This window comes from Polaromonas sp. P1_E1_2, assembly GCF_056406035.1.
Map to the genome: position 1 here is coordinate 1 of NZ_JBFUAZ010000732.1, position 1,831 is coordinate 1,831.

Annotated in this window: 2 protein-coding genes; both read right to left on the reverse strand. The window is 67.0% G+C overall.

Translation table 11 applies throughout. The features are described 5' to 3' along the window. Positions 1-973, reverse strand: a 973-nt coding sequence (locus AC1D1P_RS22265; protein WP_477674482.1) for a two-partner secretion domain-containing protein, incomplete at its 3' end; no start/stop codon positions are given. Between the two features lie 32 nt (positions 974-1,005). After that, positions 1,006-1,831: ShlB/FhaC/HecB family hemolysin secretion/activation protein (locus AC1D1P_RS22270; protein ID WP_477674483.1), on the reverse strand; the 826-nt coding region annotated here is incomplete at its 5' end.

Here is a 1,831-nt window from a genome sequence, read left to right on the forward strand (position 1 = left end):
CCGTGCCGCCGCTCTGGCCCGGGGCGGTGCCGCTGGCATCGAGTGTGCCGGAGACCTGGACAACACCTGTGCCACCGCCGCTCAGCACAATCGTGCCGTTGCGCTCCACGGCGGAGTTGGCGCGGATGACGCCGGACTGGTTGATGACGGTCGCCATCGCATCGCCCATGGCGCTGGCCAGCACGGCAACCCGGCCGCCCGTGGCCGTGATGCTGCCGCTGTTGGTGATCGCGGCCTGTGCCGCCGCCGCATCCACCGAGAAACGCACCAGGCCTGTGCCCGAAGTGTCGACCGACACGCGGGAGCCTGCCAGCAGGCCAACCGAACCAGCGTCTGCGGTGATGGCACCGGTATTGCTGACCTGGGGCGCGGCCAGCAGCACGTAACCGCCGCGCGCGACGTTGATGCTGCCGTGGTTGTCCACCCGGCCGGAGGCGTTGCCGCTGAAGGTGTAGCGACCTGCCATGAAGTCGCCGTTGCCGATGTCGAGACTGGAGGCGACGAGCCCGCCCACATTGACTTGCGCCCCAGGAGCGAACATCACACCCGCCGGGTTGATCAGGAAGACCTGGCCGTTGGCGCTCAGCGAGCCGAAGATGGATGAGGCACCGTTGCCGATGACGCGGTTCAGCGCGACGGACGAAGCGCCGGGCTGCACGAACTGCATCGATTGCCCCACGCCGATGTTGAAGCTTTGCCAGTTCAGCACCGCCTTGTCGCTGGTCTGGTTGACCACCATGGCGTTGGCCGACGGCGTGCTGACGCTGGCCTGGCCTCCCACCACCTGCGCGCCTTCAGGCAAGGCGGTGGCCCAGGGCGAGACAACCGCCAGCAGCGTCGCAAGCAGGCGCGACAGCCTGCGGTCGCTGCGGATGCGGTAGGTGGCCGAGAGCTTGCGAGACAGGCGGACCACCACCGTACGCACGGACCAGGGGCTATAGGCGGCGCGGGCGGAAGAAGTGTGGGCGGTCATGATGGGCATGCAGAGCGGGGAGTGGGGCCGGGCTAGAACCAGGTTTGGACCGACAGCCATGCGCGCGGCGCACGGTCCGGGTCGCCGGTGGACGGCAGCGCTGTCGTCGTGCGCCAGGCCAGGTAGGTCTTGACCAGGAATTTGCCGGGCTGCCCCAGCGTCGCGCCCACACCGACGGAACCGAGGCTCAGCGTGTTGGCATTGCCCGGCACAGTGGGGCCGTTCTGGTTGAAGCGAATGCGCCCATGGTCATAGAAAGCCAGCAGGGTCAAAGGCTCACCCCAAACCGTTGGCGCGAGCTGGTAACGCGACTCCAGGTTCAACAGGAAACCGGCGTCGCCGACGCCTTCGCCCACTGGGTAGCCGCGCACGCCATTGGGCCCGCCCAGAACCATTTTTTCGGCCGAGCTGAGGTTTTTCGACGCCAGCTGGGCCTGTGCCGCGACGTGAAAGCTGTAAGCGGCATCAAAAAACTGGGAGCGCTGGAATTCCAGGTTCAGCTTGCTGAAACCGCCCGCTGTGCGCAGGCCGCCGAGGCCATCGTCAAGCGCCTGATCGGCCGCATTCAACGTGAGGCGGCCAAAGGTGGCGTTCACGGCATAGTTGTTCAGGCTGCTGCCGCCTGCCAGTTCGTCGATGAAGTTGCCCGCCAGCCCCAGCCTGAGCGCGGCGATGTCGCGCTCGCTTTTGAGTGCGGGTGTGCGCGTTTCGTCAACGAGCTTTTTTTGCTCTGCACTGATGAGGCCGTACAAATTGCTGGCGCGCCCGCGCAGCAGGGGGTGGGACAGGCTGAGGCCGAGAATGTCGGCCCGGCCGCTGGCCCCCAGCGGCTCGAACTGCTTGCCCAGCGCGTAATCC